General features: G+C 64.5%; 17 protein-coding genes and 1 pseudogene. 8 read left to right on the forward strand and 10 right to left on the reverse strand.

What is annotated here, in order from left to right; translation table 11 throughout:
- Positions 1–78: 78 nt before the first annotated feature.
- The 8 genes from K408_RS0102350 to K408_RS0102385 form a co-directional block, all read right to left on the reverse strand.
- Complete coding sequence (locus K408_RS0102350; RefSeq protein WP_024337324.1) at positions 79–792, reverse strand: nitroreductase; 714 nt, start codon at positions 790–792, stop codon at positions 79–81.
- 109 nt (positions 793–901) lie between these two features.
- Complete coding sequence (locus K408_RS0102355; protein ID WP_024337323.1) at positions 902–2,146, reverse strand: acyl-CoA dehydrogenase; 1,245 nt, start codon at positions 2,144–2,146, stop codon at positions 902–904.
- A gap of 9 nt (positions 2,147–2,155) precedes the next feature.
- Entirely contained in the window at positions 2,156–3,403 is a 1,248-nt protein-coding gene (locus tag K408_RS0102360; RefSeq protein ID WP_024337322.1) for an acyl-CoA dehydrogenase, read from the reverse strand.
- Positions 3,404–3,521: 118 nt separating this feature from the next.
- Positions 3,522–4,649: an acyl-CoA dehydrogenase family protein gene (locus K408_RS0102365; RefSeq protein WP_024337321.1), complete on the reverse strand. Its 1,128-nt coding sequence runs from the start codon at positions 4,647–4,649 to the stop codon at positions 3,522–3,524.
- A 97-nt stretch (positions 4,650–4,746) separates the two neighbouring features.
- Entirely contained in the window at positions 4,747–6,618 is a 1,872-nt protein-coding gene (locus K408_RS0102370; protein WP_024337320.1) for an AMP-binding protein, read from the reverse strand.
- 44 nt (positions 6,619–6,662) lie between these two features.
- On the reverse strand, positions 6,663–7,469 hold the full coding sequence (locus K408_RS0102375) for an enoyl-CoA hydratase/isomerase family protein (RefSeq protein WP_024337319.1): 807 nt from the start codon (positions 7,467–7,469) through the stop codon (positions 6,663–6,665).
- Between the two features lie 188 nt (positions 7,470–7,657).
- Positions 7,658–8,416 (reverse strand): SDR family NAD(P)-dependent oxidoreductase, encoded by a 759-nt coding sequence (locus K408_RS0102380; RefSeq protein WP_024337318.1) that lies wholly within the window; start codon positions 8,414–8,416, stop codon positions 7,658–7,660.
- A 66-nt stretch (positions 8,417–8,482) separates the two neighbouring features.
- A complete protein-coding gene (locus K408_RS0102385; protein WP_230646534.1) occupies positions 8,483–9,061 on the reverse strand; it encodes a TetR family transcriptional regulator in 579 nt (192 codons plus the stop codon).
- Between the two features lie 233 nt (positions 9,062–9,294).
- Here K408_RS0102385 and K408_RS0102390 point away from each other — a divergent pair, with 233 nt between their 5' ends.
- Positions 9,295–10,467, forward strand: coding sequence for an acetyl-CoA C-acetyltransferase (locus K408_RS0102390; protein WP_024337316.1), 1,173 nt, complete (start codon positions 9,295–9,297; stop codon positions 10,465–10,467).
- Positions 10,468–10,581: 114 nt separating this feature from the next.
- Positions 10,582–12,129 carry an acyl-CoA synthetase gene (locus K408_RS0102395; protein WP_024337315.1) on the forward strand — a complete coding sequence of 516 codons (1,548 nt, stop codon included), beginning with the start codon at positions 10,582–10,584 and terminating at the stop codon, positions 12,127–12,129.
- 62 nt (positions 12,130–12,191) lie between these two features.
- Here K408_RS0102395 and K408_RS0102400 read toward each other — a convergent pair whose 3' ends face one another.
- A complete protein-coding gene (locus tag K408_RS0102400) occupies positions 12,192–12,734 on the reverse strand; it encodes a methylated-DNA--[protein]-cysteine S-methyltransferase (RefSeq protein ID WP_024337314.1) in 543 nt (180 codons plus the stop codon).
- A gap of 132 nt (positions 12,735–12,866) precedes the next feature.
- Here K408_RS0102400 and K408_RS0102405 point away from each other — a divergent pair, with 132 nt between their 5' ends.
- Positions 12,867–13,685, forward strand: coding sequence for an alpha/beta fold hydrolase (locus K408_RS0102405; RefSeq protein WP_024337313.1), 819 nt, complete (start codon positions 12,867–12,869; stop codon positions 13,683–13,685).
- A 2-nt stretch (positions 13,686–13,687) separates the two neighbouring features.
- On the forward strand, positions 13,688–14,500 hold the full coding sequence (locus K408_RS0102410) for an alpha/beta fold hydrolase (RefSeq protein ID WP_024337312.1): 813 nt from the start codon (positions 13,688–13,690) through the stop codon (positions 14,498–14,500).
- Between the two features lie 48 nt (positions 14,501–14,548).
- Here K408_RS0102410 and K408_RS0102415 read toward each other — a convergent pair whose 3' ends face one another.
- Positions 14,549–15,004 (reverse strand): carboxymuconolactone decarboxylase family protein, encoded by a 456-nt coding sequence (locus K408_RS0102415; protein WP_024337311.1) that lies wholly within the window; start codon positions 15,002–15,004, stop codon positions 14,549–14,551.
- Between the two features lie 99 nt (positions 15,005–15,103).
- Here K408_RS0102415 and K408_RS0102420 point away from each other — a divergent pair, with 99 nt between their 5' ends.
- The 4 genes and pseudogenes from K408_RS0102420 (at position 15,104) to K408_RS37525 (ending at position 19,240) form a co-directional block, all read left to right on the forward strand.
- The gene (locus tag K408_RS0102420) at positions 15,104–15,961 is read left to right on the forward strand and encodes a sigma-70 family RNA polymerase sigma factor (protein WP_024337310.1); all 858 of its coding nucleotides are present in this window, start codon (positions 15,104–15,106) and stop codon (positions 15,959–15,961) included.
- 184 nt (positions 15,962–16,145) lie between these two features.
- Positions 16,146–16,823, forward strand: coding sequence for a GntR family transcriptional regulator (locus K408_RS0102425; RefSeq protein ID WP_024337309.1), 678 nt, complete (start codon positions 16,146–16,148; stop codon positions 16,821–16,823).
- A gap of 141 nt (positions 16,824–16,964) precedes the next feature.
- On the forward strand, positions 16,965–17,765 hold the full coding sequence (locus K408_RS0102430) for a phytanoyl-CoA dioxygenase family protein (protein ID WP_024337308.1): 801 nt from the start codon (positions 16,965–16,967) through the stop codon (positions 17,763–17,765).
- 161 nt (positions 17,766–17,926) lie between these two features.
- A pseudogene (locus K408_RS37525) lies at positions 17,927–19,240 on the forward strand (NAD(P)H-dependent oxidoreductase).
- Positions 19,241–19,259: the final 19 nt, after the last annotated feature.

Below are 19,259 nucleotides of genomic sequence, written 5' to 3' on the forward strand. Positions count from 1 at the left end.
GGAAATGCTGAAAGACGGCCGTATCGACGGCCGTCTTTGGCACGTCTACACCGAGGGCGTCGAGCTCAGGGCAGGCGTTCACGTGTCCACGAACGTTACGGTCTCGCCCAAGCTCGCCCGCGAGGTGCGATAACTGTTGACCTTGTGCGCATTGTCCGCATAGCCGAACGAAATGCCGCAGACGACGCGGCGATCGTCGGACAGATTGAAGTGGCGGCGGATCAACCCGGAATGCCGCGCGAGCGCGGCCTGCGGTATCGTGCCGAGCCCGAGCGCCTGCGCGGCCAGCATGAAATTGCTGACATAGGCGCCGCAATCGATCGCACCGTAGATGCCGAGCGGCTCGTTGGTGTGGATGACGGCGACGTGCGGCGCGCCGAAGAAATTGTAGTTCTCCAGCGCCTGCTTGGCATAAGCCATCTTGTCGCCGCGGGCGATGCCGAGCGTGTTGTAGAGCTGGAAGCCGCTCTCGCGGCGACGCTCCAGATATATCCCGACATATTCGCGCGGCGGGGTGAAGTCGTAGTCATCACCGAGCCCCTTGGAGGCCTCCGCGTAGATCGCCTTGCGAAAGCGCTCCTTGGCCTCGCCGCTGGCGATGACGACCTGCCAGGGCTGGCTGTTGCACCATGACGCGGTGCGCTGCGCGGTGGTCAGCACATGCTCGATGATCGCGCGATCGACTTCCTTGGCAAGGAACGCGCGGACGGAGTAGCGCTCATTGAGAAGCTCTTCGAGCACGCCGATGCGGTCTTCGGTGGAGTAGTTGGCGTTGGGCCCTTTGGCGTCCATGACTAGTCTCGCTTTCGTGCCCCGCCGAGCCGAGGCCCATTGTGACTCCTGCATCCCCGCTCAGCGGAGCAGCACTTCGCGCCGCACCGCATCCGGGACAAAAGAGAGATCACCGCCCTTTGGTCGGGATCTTGTTGTACGGCACGTCCTTGTCGACGCGGATGTCGCCGGGCAGGCCCAGCACGCGCTCGGCGATGATGTTGCGCAGGATCTCGTCCGTGCCGCCGGCGATGCGCATCGAGGGCGCGGACAGCAGCATCTGCTGGAACTGGCCCTGCACAGTCTCCTCGTCATTGCCGGTGAGAACACCGGCCGCGCCCTGGAGGTCCATGGCATAGGTCGCGATGTCCTGGAGCATCATGCCGGAGACCAGCTTGCCGATCGAATTCTCCGGGCCGGGCCGCTCGCCCTTCGACAGCGCCGAGATCGTGCGGTAGCTGGTGTATTTAAGCCCATTCGACTTCGCCGCCCAGGTCGCGAGTTTGGAGCGCACGGCGGGATCGTCGATGGCAAGCCCGTCCTCGAGCATCAGGTTGGAGCAGAACTCGAACATCTCGGGGACACCGGTCGCGAGCCGCGCGCCGATCGACATGCGCTCGTTCATCAGCGTGGTCAGCGAGACGTTCCAGCCCTCGCCGACGGCGCCGAGCCGCTGGCTGTCAGGGATCACGACATCTGTGAAGTAGACCTCGTTGAACTCCTGCATGCCGTTGGCCTGCTTGATCGGTCGCACCTCGACGCCGGGGCTCTTCATGTCCAGGAAGAACATGGTGAGGCCCTTGTGCTTGGGCACGTTCGGATCGGTGCGCGCGATCAAAAGGCCATAGTCGGAATAATGCGCACCCGAGGTCCAGATCTTCTGGCCGTTGACGATCCAGTTGTCGCCCTTCTTCTCCGCGCGGGTGCGCAGACCCGCGACGTCGGAGCCGGCGGACGGTTCGGAGAACAGCTGGCACCAGATCTCCTCACCAGAGGCGAGCTTGGGCAAGTACCGCCGCTTGGCGTCCTCGCTGCCGAACGCCATCACGGTCGGCCCGCACATGCCCTCGCCGATCTGAAATGGTTGCGTCAGCTTGCCGTAGACGCCCTCCTCCTGCTGCCAGATCACCTTCTCGATCGGCGTCGCACCCCGGCCGCCATACTCCCTGGGCCAGTGCAGACAGGCCCAATTGCCCTCGAACTTCTTCTTCTGCCAGGCCCTGCCGACATCGACGATGTCGTGATTGGCCAGGCGGATGCGGCCGAGCGAGGATTTCGACAGCTCGGCATGGAGCTCCTTCGGCGCATTGGCCTCGATCCATTTGCGCGCGGTCTCGCGGAATGCGGCTTCCTGCGGGGTGTCATCGAAATTCATGGCGGACCTCTACCCTCTTCCCTTCGTCGGGATCTTGTTGAACGGCACGTCCTTGTCGACCCGGATATCGCCGGGCAAGCCCAGTACCCGCTCGGCGATGATGTTGCGCATGATCTCGTCGGTACCGCCTTCGACGCGGGTGCCTGGCGCGCGCAGCAGCATGGCCTGGAAACGGCCGGCCACTTCGGCGTCTTCGGGGCCGCTGACAACGCCCGCCGCGCCCTGCAAATCCAATGCGTATGTCGCCACATCCTGGATCATCGAGCCCGCCACCAGCTTGCCGATCGAATTTTCAGGTCCCGGGCGCTCGCCCTTCGACAGCGCCGAGATCGCGCGCATGCTGGTATAGCGCAGGCCGCTCGCCTTCACCGCCCAGTTCGCCAATTTCGAGCGCACCGCGCGATCCTCGATCGCCGGGCCGTCATCGAGCATCAGGCTCGAGCAGTACTCGAACAGCTCCGGAAAGCCGGTCGCAACACCGGCGCCGATCGACATGCGCTCGTTCATCAGCGTGGTCAGCGAAACGTTCCAGCCGTCACCGACCTCGCCGAGTCGCTGGTGATCGGGAATGCGGACATTGGTGAAGTAGACCTCGTTGAAGTCGGAGGCGCCACTCGCCTGCTTGATCGGCCTGACCTCGACGCCCGGACTCTTCATGTCGAGGAAGAACATGGTGAGACCCTTGTGCTTGGGCACGGTCGGATCTGTGCGCGTCAACAGGATGCCGTAGTCGGAATAATGCGCGCCTGAGGTCCAGATCTTCTGGCCATTGATGACCCAGTCGTCGCCGTCCTTCTCGGCACGCGTGCGCAGGCCGGCAACGTCCGAGCCGCCGGCAGGCTCGGAGAAGAGCTGGCACCAGACCTTCTCGCCGGACGCGAGCGGCGGCAGATAGGTGCGCTTATGCTCCTCCCGCGCGAACGCCATCATGGTCGGCCCGCACATGCCGTGGCCGATGATGAACATCTGCGAGAGCTTGCCGAACGGGCCCTCCTCCTGCTGCCAGATCACGCGCTCGATGGGCGACGAGCCACGGCCGCCATATTCCTTCGGCCAGTGCAGACACGCCCAACCTGCATCGGCCTTCTTCTTCTGCCAGGCCTTTGCGACCTCCAGAATGTTGGCGCTCTTCAGTTGCGTGCGGCCGAGCGAGGATTTGCGCAGCTCCTCCTCATATTGCTTGGGCGCATTCGCGGCGATCCACGCGCGGGCGGTGGCGCGGAATTCGGCTTCCTGCGGAGTGTCGTCGAAGTTCATGGTTTTATTCTCTCTTCCGTCATTCCAGGGCGATGCGGAGCATCGAACCCGAAATCCGGAGGTTACCGACTCGTCTCGAGATCCGGGTCCGACGCCATCGCGCCGCCCCGGAATGACATTACGCCGCGTTCTTCTTCCGCATGCGGTCGATCAGCTGATCCTCCCAGTAGGACAAGCTACCCAGCCCAAGCGCCATCGCATTGGCGCGGCGATAGTACATGTGGCAGTCGAACTCCCAGGTGAAACCCATGCCGCCGTGAACCTGGATGTTGTTCTTGGCGCAATGCTGGAACGCCTGCGTCGCGCTGATGCGCGCAGCGGCTGCGGCTTCCGGCAGCTCGGCCGCATTGGTCGAGAGCGCCCAGGCACCGTAATAGCTGTTGGAGCGTGCCAGCGTCGCCGAGACATACATGTCGGCGAGCATGTGCTTGACCGCCTGAAACGAGCCGATCTGCCGGCCAAAGGCGATGCGGTCGAGCGCGTAGTCCCGTCCCATCTCCAGCGCGCGATCAGCACCGCCGACCTGCTCGAACGCGCACAGCACCGCAGCACGGTCGAGCACCTGGGTGAGGATGCTCCAGCCTTCGCCGACCGCGCCGAGCGGCTCCGCCTTGCAGTCCTTGAAGGTCATCTCGGCCTGCCCGCGGGTCGGATCGAGATTGGTGAGGCTCTTCACTTCGACCCCGCCGGCCTTGAGGTCAATCAGGAACAACGAGATGTCGTTGTCACGCCCGCTCGATGCCGTGCGCGCGGCAACCACCGCGAAATCGGCGACAGCACCATCGGCGACCGGCCTCTTGACGCCGTTGAGCACGCCGTTCGCAGCCGTGAGCTTGACGTTCTTCGGCGACGGATTGCCCTTGCCCTCGAACAGCGCCAGAGTGCCGATCGCTTCGCCGGAAGCAATGGCGGGCAACCATTTCTTCTTCTGCGCGTCGCTGCCGGCGATCAGCAGCGCCTCGGCGGCGAGATACACGGTCGAGGAGAACGGCACCGGCGCGTTGGCCCGTCCCATTTCCTCCGCAATCACGCAGAGCTCGAGATGGCCGGCGCCCGCGCCGCCGAACTCTTCCGGAATTGCGACGCCAAGGAAACCCATCTCGGCGAGGCCTTTCCACAGCTCCTTGTCATACGGCGCCTTGCCGTCGAGCACGACACGCACCGCCTTGGACGAACACTTCTCGGTGAGGAACTTGCGTGCCTGGTCGCGGAGCTGCTTCTGGTCGTCGGAGAAATCGAAGTTCATGGCGGGCTATCCTTGTCTATTCCTTGTCATTCATCGGTGCCGTCATTGCGGGGCTCGCGGAGCGCGAGCCCGGAATGACGTGGAGGGAGTTGCGCACTCATTTCAGCACAATCACATCCTGATCCGGCTGATCCGCGTAGAGCCGCTCCACCAGCGCAGCGCGGCGCTCCAAGCCGGCGCGCTGGTTGATGTACCCCTTGTCGGTGAGCTCATTGCCGTCGATCGAGGGCGGCTCGACCATCAGCATCGCGCGCGCGATGATGCGGCTGCTGGCGCCTTCGCATTCTCTGTTGTGCGCTTCCAGCCCACGGCGGAAGCAGGCGATCACCTCAGGATGCTGCACCGCCTCCGCAAAGCTCAGATCGGCGTTGCCGACGAGCTGCCGGCAGGCATGCAGGTTCGGCCAGGCCAGCAGGCCGATAAAGGCACGATCCTGGCCTGCGACCAGCGCGTCGTGCACGACAGGAGACGCAGCCGCGATCGCGTCGGTGCGGAGCGAGCCGACATGCACGAACGTGCCGGTGGTGAGCTTGAAGTCTTCCACGACACGGCCGGCGAAGATGATGCCCTGCACCGGATTGGAATCGTCGACGAAGATCCCGGCGTCACCGATGCAGTAGAAGCCTTCGTCGTCGAACATCTTCTTGGTCAGCTCCGGCTGGCCGAAATAGCCGGGCGTGACGTTGACGCCGCGCAGGCGCAGCTCGTATTTCGAGCCGCACGGCACCATCTTCAACTCGACGCCCGGAAACGGCAGGCCGATCAGGCCGACGCGCTCGGTGTCCCAATAGGTGCCGGTCGAGGTCGGCGCGGTCTCGGTCGAACCCCAGCCGGTGTAGAACACGATGCGCTCGCCGGTGGTCTTCACCGCCAGCGCCTGCATCCGATCGTAGAGATCATCAGGCAACCGCGCGCCGCCATAGGCCATGATCGACAGGTTCTTGAAGAAAGAGCGACATAGCGCGTCGTCCTTCTCCATCGCCGCCGCAAGCGCGGCGTAGCCGGCGGGCACGTTGGCGTAATAGGTCGGCGAGATCTCACGGAGGTTGCGCAGCGTTTCCTCGAACTGGCCCGGCATCGGCCGGCCATCATCGATATAGAGCGTGCCGCCATCGACCAGGATCGGGTGGAAAGCCGCGTTGCCGCCCATAGTGTGATTCCACGGCATCCAGTCCAGCATGGTCGGGATCGGGCCGCTGGGATCGCGCGGCCGCACCTGCATCATCATTGCCGCGTTGGCGCACATCATCTCCTGCGTGTTGATGACCGCCTTGGGCATGCCCGTGGAGCCCGACGTGAACAGCAGCTTGCCGACGGTCCGCGGCGTGATCTGCGCAATCGAGGCCTCGACATCGGCGGTGACAGGCGTCGCGGCAAGCTCGGCAAAGCTGACGCTCTTGATGCCATCGCAGGGCCGCGCGACATGAACGACGGTGACGCCGCTGAGGTCGAGGGCCTTCAGCGCCTTCTCGAAGGTCGGGCCGTCCTGGACCATTACCACGGCTGGCTTGATCAGGTCGAACAGGTACTTCAGCTTGAGGTGATCGTGGCTCATCAGGGAATAGGCCGGCGACACCGGAGCCGCGGGCGAGCGCGCCTGCATCGCCGCCTGCGTCATCAGCGCATGCTCGATGGAGTTGCCGGAGAGGATCGTGACGGGCCGTCCCTCGAGCTTGAGGTCCAGCAGCGCTTGCGTCAGCGCATCGACGATGCGCTTGGCATCGCCGTAAGACACCTTGCGCCATTCGCGGTTTGGACCGCCGCGCTGCGCCAGCCAGATGCGCTCAGGCGCTTCCCGCGCCCATTTCGCTAGCGACGCCGGAATATGCTCCTCGTAGACCTGAAGAGGAATGCGCGACTTCAGCACCACCGTGCCGTCGGCGCGGCGCTCGACATCGATGTCGCGCTTGAGCCATTCGACCTTGCGAAAGGCGGGCTTCGTCATCACCGCCGCCGCGCTTCCACTCATTTTGCGTCTCCCGGAATTACTCGTCCTTTGCGGATCTTCGCCGTTCAGCGCTTGATATAGACAGGCTTTCGCTTCTCAAGGAAGGCCCTGATTCCTTCCGAAAACTCTTCCGAGCGGCTGCACAGGACCTGGTTGCGGTCCTCCATCGCGATCGCCGCTTCCAGCGATCCGGCATCGACACTCATGTTGAGACATTCCTTGGACAGGCGCAGGCCCACGGGCGACGCCGTCGTCATCGCCTCGACGTAGGGCTCGGCCGCCGCATCGAGCTTGTCCTCGTCCACGACCTCCGAGACGAGACCGACCGCCATCGCGCGCTCGGCACCGATGAAGTGTCCCGTCAGTATCAGCTCCGATGCGACGGAGACGCCAACGAGCCGCGGCAGAAAGTAGCTGGTGCCGATGTCGCAGCCGCCGAGGCCGAGCTTGATGAAGGCGCAGTTCATCCGCGCCGATTTCGTCGCGATACGGATGTCTGAGGCGAGCGCCAGTGCAAACCCGCCGCCGGCTGCCGCGCCCTGCACCAGCGAGATGATTGGCTGCGGGCAGCGCCGCATCAGCATCACGATATCGGCGATACGCCTTTGTGAGTCCAGCGACTCCGTCACACCAGGCGGTTCCTGCTGCCCGGCGCGGCGCGCCATCGCCGCCTTGAGATCGAGACCGGCGCAGAAGTTTTTGCCGGCGCCCTTTAGCACGACGACACGCGTGTCGCGATTGCGCTGCAGGCCCTGGAAATAGTCGTTGAGCGCATCGATCAGCGCATGATCGAGCGCATTGAGACTCTCGGGACGATTGAGCGTCACCCGGTCGACGCCGTCGTCATGCTCGATCAGCAGCGGTTGGGACATGGGGGCCTCGCACATCGGTCATGAGCCGGATTGCCACCCTCCCCCTGGAGGGGGAGGGTCGATCGCGCGCAGCGCCGGGGTGGGGTGATGGTCTCTCTGCACCGAACAATGCCCGAGTGGAGAGATCACCCCACCCCGGCGCGTCGCGCCGCCCCTCCCCCTCCGGGCAGGGTTAAGGAGAGAGCCGCCTACCGCGGCGCCATACGGATCGCGCCGTCGAGGCGGATGGTCTCACCGTTCAGCATCGGGTTCTCGACAATGTGCACGGCGAGCATGCCGTATTCGTTGGCATCGCCGAGACGCGAGGGATGCGGCACCTGCGCACCCAGGCTCTTGCGAGCCTCTTCGTTCAATCCCATCAGCAGCGGCGTGAAGAACAGGCCGGGCGCGATGGTGTTGACACGGATCTTCTGGCTGGCGAGATCGCGTGCGGCCGGCAGCGTCAGGCCGACAACGCCACCCTTCGAAGCCGAATAGGCGATCTGGCCGATCTGACCTTCATAAGCGGCGACTGAAGCGGTGTTGATGATGACGCCGCGCTCCTCGCCGATGGGCTCCGCAGTGACGAGACGCTCGGCGAACAGCCGCAAGCAGTTGAAGGTGCCGATCAGATTGACGTTGATGATGCGCGCGAACTTCTCGAGCGGGTAGACGCCGTCACGGCCGACGATACGCTGCGAGCCGCCGATGCCGGCGCAGTTCATCAGCACGCGCGCGACGCCGTGCGCGGCTTCCGCCTTCGCAATCGCCGCCTTGATCTGCTCCTCGCTGGTGACGTCGGCGTGGAGGGCAACGCCCTTCACCTCGGCGGCGACCTTCTCGGCGTTTTCCTTGCTCTGGTCGATCACGCCGATCTTGGCACCTTTCGCGGCCATGGCGCGGGCGGTCGCGGCACCCAGGCCCGAACCACCACCGGTGATGAGAACGGCTACGTCCTTCAACTGCATCGCTTGTACCTTTCCTCTACCTTTTCCTTGGGCGTTTCTTCTCTAGACTCTTAAGAGCTCGGCCGATTATCCGGCCGCGGCAGCTTCCTCGGCTTGCGTGAGGATGCCGCCACAGATCAGCGTTTCCATATGCTTGATGTACTGTCGGCAGACTTCGTCGGTGACCGGGCCGACACCGGTCGCGCGGGACATCGCATGCCGGCCGAAGAACAGATGATCGCAGGCCCCGATCAGGCTGGTGTAGAACAACACAGGGTCGGTCTGGCGGAATTCGCCTCGACTGACGCCCTCGGCCAGCAGGCGGCGGTGGAAGTCCAGCAGCGGCGCCACGAAGAATTTCGAGACTTCATCGGCAGAGCTCGCGCTGGTCTCGTGCAGCAGATAGTGGATCAGCCGGTTCATGTAGGGAAACCGGTGATAGGCGCGGATGATGCCGGCGATGTGCAGCTTCAGCTTCGCCGTCGACGTGATCGGTTGCGCCAGGAGAAATTCGAGGTTCGACATCTCGGTCGCAGCATCCCGCGCGAGCAGCGCCAGAAGGAGACCGTCCTTGTTGCCGAAGTGATACTTGACCAGCGCGGCGTTGGCGCCCGACTTCTGCGCGATATCGGACAGGGAGATCTCGATCGAAGAGCGTTCGATCATCAGCTCGCTCGCGGCCACCAGCAATTTCTCTGCCGTGGAATTTTTCCCTGCGGGGAGCCTGTTCGGTACGCTGGTAGCCACTGAAATCCCTGTTTGGCCGCTGGAGGCGCGGCGCAGATAAGCCCAAGCGGCGCCTCACCACAAGAGTTAATTGATCGATTGACTAAACGTCCTGGCGTCCCTTAAATCCGTCCCGACAACCAACCTCATCAAGAATTCAGGGAGAGACCGACATGGCCGAGGCATACATCGTCGCCGCTGCGCGCACTGCGGGCGGGCGCAAGGGGGGCCGCCTCGCCGGCTGGCATCCGGCTGATCTCGCCGCGAAAGTGCTGGACGAGCTGGTCGATCGGACCAAGGTCGATCCCGCCCTGGTCGAGGACGTGATCATGGGCTGCGTGATGCAGGTCGGCGAGCAGTCCAACAACGTTGCGCGTAACGCCGTGATGGCCTCGAAGCTGCCGGAAAGCGTGCCCGGCACATCGATCGACCGCCAGTGCGGCTCCTCACAGCAGGCGCTGCACTTCGCCGCGCAAGCCGTGATGTCGGGCGCGATGGACGTTGTGATCGCCGCCGGCGTGGAATCGATGACGCGGGTTCCGATGGGGCTGTCCTCGCAGCTGCCGGCCAAGAACGGCTTCGGCAATTACAAGAGCCCGGGCATCGAGAAGAAGTATCCGAACATCGTGTTCAGCCAGTTCACCGGCGCGGAGATGATGGCCGAGAAGTACGGCCTCTCCAAGGATGAGCTCGACGAATACTCCTACAACAGCCATCAGCGCGCGATCGCAGCGACCCAGGCCGGCCACTTCAAGAAGGAAATCGTGCCGCTCGAGATCACGCGCGCCGATGGCAGCAAGGACACCCACCATATCGACGAAGGCATCCGCTTCGACGTCAGCCTCGACGGCATCAAGGGCGTCAAGCTGATCGCCGAGAATGGCAAGCTCAGCGCGGCCAGCGCCAGCCAGATCTGCGACGGCGCCTCTGGCGTGATGGTGGTGAACGAACGTGGTCTCAAGCAACTCGGCGTCAAGCCGCTCGCCCGCATCCATCACATGACGATGACGGGCGGCGATCCCGTGATCATGCTCGACGCTCCGCTGCACGCGACCAAGCGCGCGCTGGAGAAGGCCGGCATGAAGATCGGCGACATCGACCTGTTCGAGGTCAACGAAGCCTTCGCGTCGGTGCCGACCGCGTGGCTGAAGACCACCGGCGCAGATCCGGAGCGCCTTAACGTCAACGGCGGCGCCATCGCACTCGGCCACCCCCTCGGTGGCTCAGGCACCAAGCTGATGACCACGCTGGTCCATGCCCTGCATCAGCGCGGCAAGCGCTATGGCCTGCAGACCATGTGCGAAGGCGGCGGTATGGCCAACGTGACGATCGTCGAGCGGCTCTAAGAAAAGCAAAAGCGAGTCGTGAGTGGCGAGTAGCGAAGGGTGAGTAGGCGAAGAGCGGTTTGCCCTTCCCTGTTCGCCCCTCGCTACTCGCCATTCGCGTTTTGAGGAAACGCCATGACCCATCCGTCCGTCTACGCAAAGACCACGCCAAGCAAGATCGCCTACCAGATGGCCGGGACCGGCAAAGCGATCACCTATCGCGAGCTCGACGAGCTCTCGAACCAGGGCGCGCATCTGTTCCGCTCGCTCGGCCTCAAGGCCGGTGACCACATCGCGCTATTGATGGAGAACCGGCTCGCCTTCATGGAGATCTGCTGGGCGGCACAGCGCAGCGGGCTCTACTACACGGCGATCAGCCGCTATCTGAAGCAGGACGAGATCGACTACATCATCAAGGATTGCGGCGCCAAGCTCGTGATCACCACACCGAAATGCGCCGATCAGATCAAGGGCCTGATCAGGGGTAGTACTCCCGGTGAGCCGATCTTCTACATGATGGACGAGCCGCTGCCGGGGTTCCGCTCCTACGACAAGGAAGCGGCTGCGCAGCCGATCACGCCCATCGCCGACGAGGTCGCCGGCTACGATATGCTGTACTCATCCGGCACCACCGGCCGGCCCAAGGGCATCAAGAAGGCGTTCGAGGGCAACAGGATCGACGTACCGAATGCCTTCCTGCGCGTGCTCTGCGCCGACATGTGCGGCATGAATGCCGACAGCACTTACCTCTCGCCGGCGCCGCTCTATCACGCCGCCCCCTTGCGCTTCAACATGATGGCAATCGTGCTCGGCGGCACCTCCATCATCATGGAGCACTTCGATGCCGAAGAATTCCTGAGGCTGGTCGAGAAATACAAGGTAACGCAGTCCCAGCTGGTGCCGACAATGTTCGTGCGCATGCTGAAGCTGCCGGATGAGGTGCGCACCAAGTACGACGTCTCCACGCTGAAGGGCGCGATCCACGCCGCCGCGCCCTGCCCCATCGAGGTCAAGGCCAAGATGATCGAATGGTGGGGACCGATCCTGATCGAATATTATGCAGGCTCGGAAGGCAACGGCGTAACCGTTTGCAATTCGCAGCAATGGCTGGAGCATCGCGGCAGCGTCGGCCGCGCCGTAGTCGGCAAGATCAAGATTCTGGACGAAAACGACGAGGAGCAGCCGGTCGGCGAAATCGGCACAGTCTATTTCGCCGACGCGCCCGCGTTCACCTATCACAACGATCCCGAGAAGACGAAACAGGCCTACAATGCCAAGGGCTGGTCGACGCTCGGCGATGTCGGCTATCTCGACAAGGACGGCTTCCTCTATCTCACCGATCGCAAGTCCTACATGATCATCTCGGGCGGCGTGAACATCTATCCGCAGGAGACCGAGGACGTGCTGATCACGCACCCCGACGTCGCCGACGTCGCCGTGTTCGGCGTGCCGAACGAGGAGATGGGCGAGGAGGTGAAAGCGGTGGTGCAACCGCACGACCTGAGCCGCGCGGGCAAGGAGCTCGAGGCCGACCTGATCGCCTATTGCAAGACCCGCCTCTCAGCTATCAAGTGCCCGCGCTCGATCGATTTCGAAGCCGAGCTGCCGCGGACGCCGACGGGCAAGCTGGTGAAGCGGCATCTGCGCGACAAATATTGGCCGAAGACGGCCGCGAAGATCTAGAAGGGTTGGTAGGGGGGATTACGCCTTCGGCAAATCCCCCTACGGCGCTGGTGCAGACCACTTCAGTCGAACAGGCTCGGCGTGTGGTTCACCAGTGCGCCTTCGATCTCGAGCATCTTCAGCTTGGTCACCACGCCGCCGTTCGCCGAGAAGCCGCCGGGCTTGTTGCCGGCCGCCAGCACGCGATGGCATGGCACGACGATCGGGCACGGGTTGCGGCCGAGCGCCTGGCCGACGTCGCGCGACAGCTGAACGCCGCCAAGCTGCTTGGCGATGTCGCCATAGGTGACGGTCTTGCCGGGCGGTATCGCGCGGGCGATGTCATAGACGCCGCGGTTGAACTCGGGGACGCCGTCGAGATCGAGCAGGATATCGGTGAGATCATCCGGCTCGCCCGCGAGCAGCTTGACGATGCGGCCGATGGCCTGTTGCACCTCGGCCGTCGGCTCGGTTTCGGTCGCCTCGGCATGGCGCTGGTGGATTCTGGTGCGGATCTTCTCTTCGCCGCCCATCGGCAGTTGCGTGCCGTTGATGCCGCGCGGGCCCCAAGCGATGGCGCAGAGGCCAATGCGGGTGTTGAACAGGGCAAAATGGTGGTCGGTCATGGCTGTCCTGGCTTGCTTCTCGTGCAGGCCCCCTCTTTCATCTCCAGCGAAATCTAGGCTTGGAAATAGTTGCGATCCACCCGGTTTCCGGGGATCTTGCACAGGAGTTCCTATTCCCTCGCGGGCCCGACAATGCAGAGCGTCCACGTCAACGGTTACGACATGTTCTATCTCGACGTGGGCGAAGACCGAGGCCGGCCGCCTCTGGTGTGCGTGCACGGCTCGCTCAACGACTTCCGCGTCTGGGGCTGTGTTCTCGGGCCATTGACGCAGCGACACCGGGTGCTCGCGGTCAGCTTGCGGCACTTCTTCCCCGACCATTGGGACGGCGTCGGAGTCACCTATTCGATTGCCCAGCATGTCCAAGACGTCATCGCTTTCATCGAAAAGCTCGACCTCGGCCCGGTCGACCTGATGGGCCATTCAAGAGGCGGGCATATCTCCTTCCGCGTGGCGCAGCAGCGGCCGGATCTGCTGCGGCGGCTGATCCTGGCCGAGCCCGGCGGCGAGCTGGATGCGAGCCTCGATCCGGATTACGTGGGCGGTCCCTCGCCGCTGCTGGCCCGCTTCACCGCCTCGGCGGAGAAGATCGCGTCCGGCGATATCGACGGCGGGCTTGCCGTCTTCGTCGACACGCTGGAGGGTGCCGGCACTTGGCCGCGGCTGCCGGCAATGGTGAAGCAGAATCTGCGGGACAACGCCATGACGCTGATCGGCCAGATCCGCGACAACCGCCCGCCGTTCTCGAAGGCGGATGCGGTGTCGATCAAGATGCCGACCCTGTTCATCCTGGGCGCGAGGACCAAGGGGCTGCTGCCGAAGGTGCTGCACGCGCTCGCGGCGCATGTGCCCTATTCGAAGACGGCGATCATCCCGAACGCGACGCATCCGATGTTCGAGCAGGCGCCGCAGAAATATTCCGACGTCGTGCTGGACTTCCTGGCGAGCTGAACATGCAGAGCTTTCGTGTCAACGGTTACGACATGGCCTATCTCGAAGTGGGAAGCGGCCCGCCGCTGGTTTGCGTGCACGGCACGCTCAGTGATTTCCGCACCTGGTATCCGGTGCTTGGGCCGCTATCGAAGAACCATCTCGTGATCTCGGTCAGCCTGCGGCACTTCTTTCCGGAGCATTGGGACGCCGTCGGCGACGACTACAAGATGGCCCAGCATGTCGCTGATACGATCGCCTTCATCGAGCAGGTGCGGCCCGCCCCCGTCGATCTGATGGGCCATTCGCGCGGCGGCCACATCGCTTTCCGCGTCGCGCAGACGCGCCCGGATTTGCTGCGCAAGCTCGTGCTGGCCGAGCCCGGCGGCGATCTCGATGCCAGCCTGCCGCCCCCGGAAGGCACGCCCGCGCACCCCTCACTTGCTGCACGCACCGTGCGCTCGGTCGAAATGATCCGCGGCGGCGATGTCGAGGGTGCGCTTCAGAATTTCTATGAAGGCATCGAAGGCGATGGCTCCTGGCGGCGTGTGCCGGCCGCCGCGAAGCAGCAACTGCGTGACAACGCGCTGACCTTCCTCGGCCAGGTCAACGAGCAGCGCCGGCCCTACACGCTCGGCGATGCGCAGGCGATCAGGACGCAAACGTTGCTGATCGGCGGCGGTGCCACCACCGGCAGCCTGTCGGTGTTGTGGCGCGTGCTGGCCACGCACATCGCAGGTGCCAAGACGGCCGTGATTCCGAACGCCGGGCATTGGATGTTCGAGCAGGACCCGCTGGGGTTCGCTGAGGTGGTGAGCAGGTTCTTGGCGGAATAGGAGATCCTTTCTCCTCTCCCCGCATGCAGGGAGAGGAGAAGTGAGACCTCATACCTTCCACACGCCGACCGGCATCTTGATGGTCGCGTTCAGCCGGTTCCAGACATTGATGGTCGCAATCGAGAGAATCAGCGTCGCGAGTTCGCGTTCATCGAAATGCTTCGCGGCCTCGTCCCAGATCGCGTCCGGCACCGGGTCCTCGCGGTCGGCGAGGCGTGTGACCGCCTCGGTCAGGGCCAGCGCGGCGCGCTCGGGGTTGGTGAAATAGGGCGCCTCGCGCCAGGCAGACACGGCAAACAAGCGCTCGTCGGTTTCGCCCAGCTTGCGGGCGGTCTTGGGATGCATGTCGACGCAGACGCTGCAACCATTGATCTGGCTGGCGCGCAGGTGCACCAGTTCCAGAAGCTTTTCCGGCAGGCCCTGCTTGGTCAGACCGCCAAGGGACTGAAGAAGATTCATGGCCTCGGGCAGGACCATGACAGGGTGTTTCATGCGGGCGTGCATCGCTTTGGTCTCCATCTCACAAATCTCGAAGTTTCCGGTCACATCGGCCGGACTGGCTTCGTCATGGGCATGACGGATCGCGACGAGGGAATGTGACCGATGACCGAACAGATTTTTCTCGCTGAACAGTTCGAGGCCAGCCGGGACCATTTGCGCGCGGTCGCCTACCGCATGCTAGGCTCGCGCGCCGAGGTCGACGATGCCGTGCAGGAGGCTTGGCTGCGGGTCAGCCGCTACGACATGTCCGACGTCGCGAACCTGCGCGGCTGGCTGACCACCGTGGTCGCGCGCATCTGCCTCGACATGCTGCGCGCGCGCAAATCGCGCCGCGAGAGCCCGATGGGTCCGCATGTGCCGGAACCGGTAGACGAGACGCGGGAGCGCGAGGCGGAGATGGCTGATTCCGTCGGCGCGGCGCTGCTCGTCGTCCTGGAAACGCTGCAGCCCGCGGAGCGGCTCGCCTTCGTGCTGCACGACATGTTCGCCGTGCCCTTCGAGGAGATCGCGCCGATCGTCGGCCGCTCGGTCGAGGCGTCGCGGCAGCTCGCGAGCCGGGCACGGCGGCGCGTGCAGGGGGCGCCGGTGCCCGAGACCGACCTGTCACGGCGGCGCGGTATCCTCGATGCCTTCCTCAAGGCATCGCGTGAGGGCGATTTCGAAGGGCTTTTGGCCGTGCTCGATCCGGATGTCGTCTTCCGCGCCGATCAGGCCGCGGTGCGGCTCGGCACGCTGGCAGAAGTCCGCGGCGCCGAACGGGTGGCGCAGCTCTATAAAGGTCGCGCCCAGGCCGCGCGGACGGCGCTGGTCGATGGTGAGATCGGTGTTGCCGTCATCCTTGGGGGACAGCTGCGCGTCGCGCTGCGCGTGGCATTCAAGGGCGACCGCATTGCTGGGATCGAGGCGCTGGCCGATCTGGAGCGAATCGCCGCGCTGCATGTGGAGGTGCTGGAGGGCTGAGGCCGCCCGCAATATCGCGGAAACAACCCCATGCACAGTAGCGAGCCCCGCAAAATCAGAGGCTTAGCGGACCTGATGAGAGGTTATCGGCCACCCTGAGATACCGCTTGACGTCCGTGCTTACGAGACGTAGCTTCGAATACGGAATTCCGTATTCCTTTTTGGTTTTATCGGAGCTGCCGGCGTGATCCCTCTCGACCCGCTCCCGAATCTGATCGACCAGGTCTACGCCCGGATCCTGGAGGCGATCTCCGACCGCACGCTGCGCCCCGGCCAGCGCATCAGGCAGAACGAACTCGCCGACAGGCTCGGCGTCTCGCGCCAGCCGGTATCGCATGCGCTGCATCTGTTGCACCGGCAGGGTCTCGTGGCCGAGAGCGGCAAGCGCGGCTTCGAAGTCACCCAGCTCGACCCCTCACGCATCCGCCAGCTCTACGAGGTGCGCGGTGCCATCGATGCTCTCGCGGCCCGGCTTGCCGCGGAGCGCGCGGGCACCGACGCTGCGGGGCGCGCGCGGCTGAACGGGGCGCTCGCCGCAGGACGCAGCATCGACGGCGACACCACGCTGGCCGATCTGATCGGCCTCGACGTCGATTTTCATCGCGCGATCTACCAACTGGCCGGAAATCCCGTGATCGAGGAGACCATCGCGCCGCAATGGCCGCATATGCGGCGCTCGATGGCGACGGTGCTGTCGGAGCTCGACTATCGCGGCAGCGCCTGGGCGGAGCATGCCGATATCGCCGGACGCATTCTCGCGGGTGACGCGGATGGAGCCGAACGCGCCGCGCTGGCCCATGCGCAGACGGCGGGACGGATGACTGAGGTGCGGTTGCGGGCGGCGGACGAGGCGGCGGCGTAGCCGTTCGCGGCTGCGGCCCGTCATGGCCGGGCTTGACCCGGCTATCCCCGCCTTTGCCCGACGCTCGAAGAACTTGGGTGCCCGGGACAAGCCCGGGCACGACGAGAAAAGACCAACAAACAAGCTACAGGAGGACGACCCATGAAACTGTCTCAGGAGCAATTGGAGTTCTTCCATCGCGAGGGCTGGCTGTTCCTGCCCGAATTGTTCAGCCAGGAGGAGGTCGACCTGCTCGCGCGCGAGGCGGTCGGCATCTACGACGCCAACCGGCCGGAGGTCTGGCGTGAGAAGAGCGGCGCGCCACGCACGGCCTTTGCTGCGCATCTCTACAACGAAGCGTTCGGCATCCTCGGCGCCCATCCGCGCATGATCGAGCCGGTCGAACAGGTGTTCGGCGAGCCTGTCTACATGCATCAGTTCAAGATCAACGCCAAATCGGCCTTCACCGGCGATGTCTGGCAGTGGCATCAGGATTACGGCACCTGGAAGCGCGACGACGGCATGCCGGAGCCGCGGGCGATGAATATTGCGATCTTCCTCGACGAGGTGATGCCGATCAACGGCCCGCTGATGCTGGTGCCTCGCAGCCAGAACGCCGGTGATCTCGAAGCCTCGCACGACCTCGCCACCACGTCCTATCCGCTGTGGACGCTTGACGAGGATACGGTGACGCGCCTCGTCAAGCAGGGCGGGATCGTCGCGCCTACGGGCAAGCCCGGCGGCATGCTGATGTTCCACGGCAATCTCGTGCACGGGTCCAGCGGCAACATCACGCCTTATCCGCGCAAGATCGTTTATCTGACGCTGAATGCCGTCTCGAACCACATCCGTAACCCCACGCGGCCGGACTACATTGCGCATCGCGACTTTACGCCGATAAAGACGGTGGCGGACGACGCGCTGCTGCGGCTCGCACGTGCGCCGCGACAAGCGGCGGAGTAAGCTGTCATCCCGGAGCGACGCGGAGTGTCGGGCCCGGAATCCATCGGGCGACAGAGATTGTGGAAAAATGGATTCCGGACTCGCGCTTCGCGCGCCCCCGGGATGACGAACGTTGATAGTTCGCGTCGCCTAGCAGCCTTAACGCTCACGGATTCTTCTCCATGAACCTCTTCCGCCTCCTGCAGGCCCGTGCCGCCGCCGGCAAGCCGGTCCGCGTTGCGTTGATTGGCGCCGGCAAGTTCGGCTCGATGTTTCTGGCACAGGTGCCTCACACGCCGGGACTGGAGGTCGCTGTCATCGTCGACATCGACCGCGACCGTGCGCGCGAGGCGTGCCGCACCGTCGGCTGGGAGCCAGAGCGCATCGCCGCGACCGCCTTCACCGATGACGGTGTGCGCGCGATCGCCGGCGACGCGATCGACGTGGTGGTGGAAGCGACCGGCAATCCCGCCGCCGGCATCAGGCATGCGCGCGCCGCGATTGCGGCGGGCAAGCATATCGTGATGGTCAATGTCGAGGCCGACGTGCTGGCGGGCCCTTTGCTCGCGGATGAAGCGCGCGAGGCGGGCGTGGTCTAGTCGCTTGCCTATGGCGATCAGCCGGCCCTGACGGCAGAGATGGTGGATTGGGCACGCGCCACCGGCTTTCGCGTGGTCGCGGCCGGCAAGGGGACAAAATATCTGCCGGCCTATCACGACGTGACGCCCGACGGCGTCTGGCAGCATTACGGCCTGACGGCGGGCGAGGCACAGTCGGCAGGCATGAACCCGCAGATGTTCAACTCCTTCCTCGACGGCACCAAATCGGCGATCGAGATGGCCGCGATCGCCAACGCCTGCGACCTCGATGTGCCCACGGACGGCCTGATGTTTCCGCCCTGCGGCGTCGACGACCTGCCGCACATCCTGCGGCCGCGTTCGCGGGGCGGCGTGCTGGAGCGGCCGGGACTGGTGGAGGTGGTTTCCTCACTCGAGCGCGACGGCCGGCCGGTGTTTCGCGATCTCCGATGGGGCGTCTACGTGGTGCTGGAGGCGCCGAACGATTATGCAGCCGATTGCTTCAGACAATATGGCCTCAAGACCGATGGGAGCGGCCGCTATGCGGCGATGTACAAGCCCTATCATCTGATCGGTCTCGAGCTGAACATCTCGGTGCTGTCGGCCGCGCTGCGGGGCGAGCCGACCGGGCAGCCCGGCGGCTTTCGCGGCGATGTCGCAGCGGTGGCGAAGCGCGAGCTGCGGGCGGGCGAGATGCTGGACGGCGAAGGGGGCTACACGGTCTGGGGCAAGCTTGTGCCGGCGGCAGCCAGCCTGAAGGCCGGCGCGCTGCCGATCGGCCTCGCGCATCGCGTGAGGCTGAAACGCGCCGTCGGCCACGGCGCGGTGCTGCGCTGGAGCGATGTCGAGTTCGACGCGGGCGACGAAACGGTGAAGACGCGCAAGGCCATGGAAGCCGCCTTCGCAGCGCAACATTGACCGGCTTGGCATCGCGCAA

Origin of the sequence: Bradyrhizobium sp. in8p8, assembly GCF_000426845.1 — a bacterium.
GTDB lineage: Bacteria > Pseudomonadota > Alphaproteobacteria > Rhizobiales > Xanthobacteraceae > Bradyrhizobium > Bradyrhizobium japonicum_C.